At 66.2% G+C, this 337-nt stretch carries 1 protein-coding gene; it reads left to right on the forward strand.

The annotated features are described in order from the left end of the window. On the forward strand, positions 1–280 hold a 280-nt coding region (locus tag AC5Y4T_RS26190), incomplete at its 5' end, for a hypothetical protein (RefSeq protein WP_499956157.1). Positions 281–337: the final 57 nt, after the last annotated feature.

Consider the following 337-nt stretch of genomic DNA (forward strand, 5'->3'; position numbering starts at 1 on the left):
CCTCGTCGAGCGTGTCTGCGCCGAGCTCGCCACCTCAGGCCACCCCATCACCTTCACCGCCGTCGCCGAACACGCCCAGATCGGCCGCGCGACGCTCTACCGCGACCAACAACTACGCGCCATCGTCGACGAACACCGCACCCGACAAACCGACGCCCGCACCCTGACCGGCCTGGCCACCGAAGTTGCACACCTCCGCACCGCAGTTGAAGCCCTCGCCGAAGGGGTCAAACGCCACGAAGAACAACTCCGCAAGCTCACCAAGTCACCCCGACGATGAACCATTCCGCTCGACAGCGCGGCCCCGTGAGCTCCGATTAGCCGGTCAAAGCTCCGA

Source organism: Mycobacterium sp. NGS11 (genome assembly GCF_059813315.1).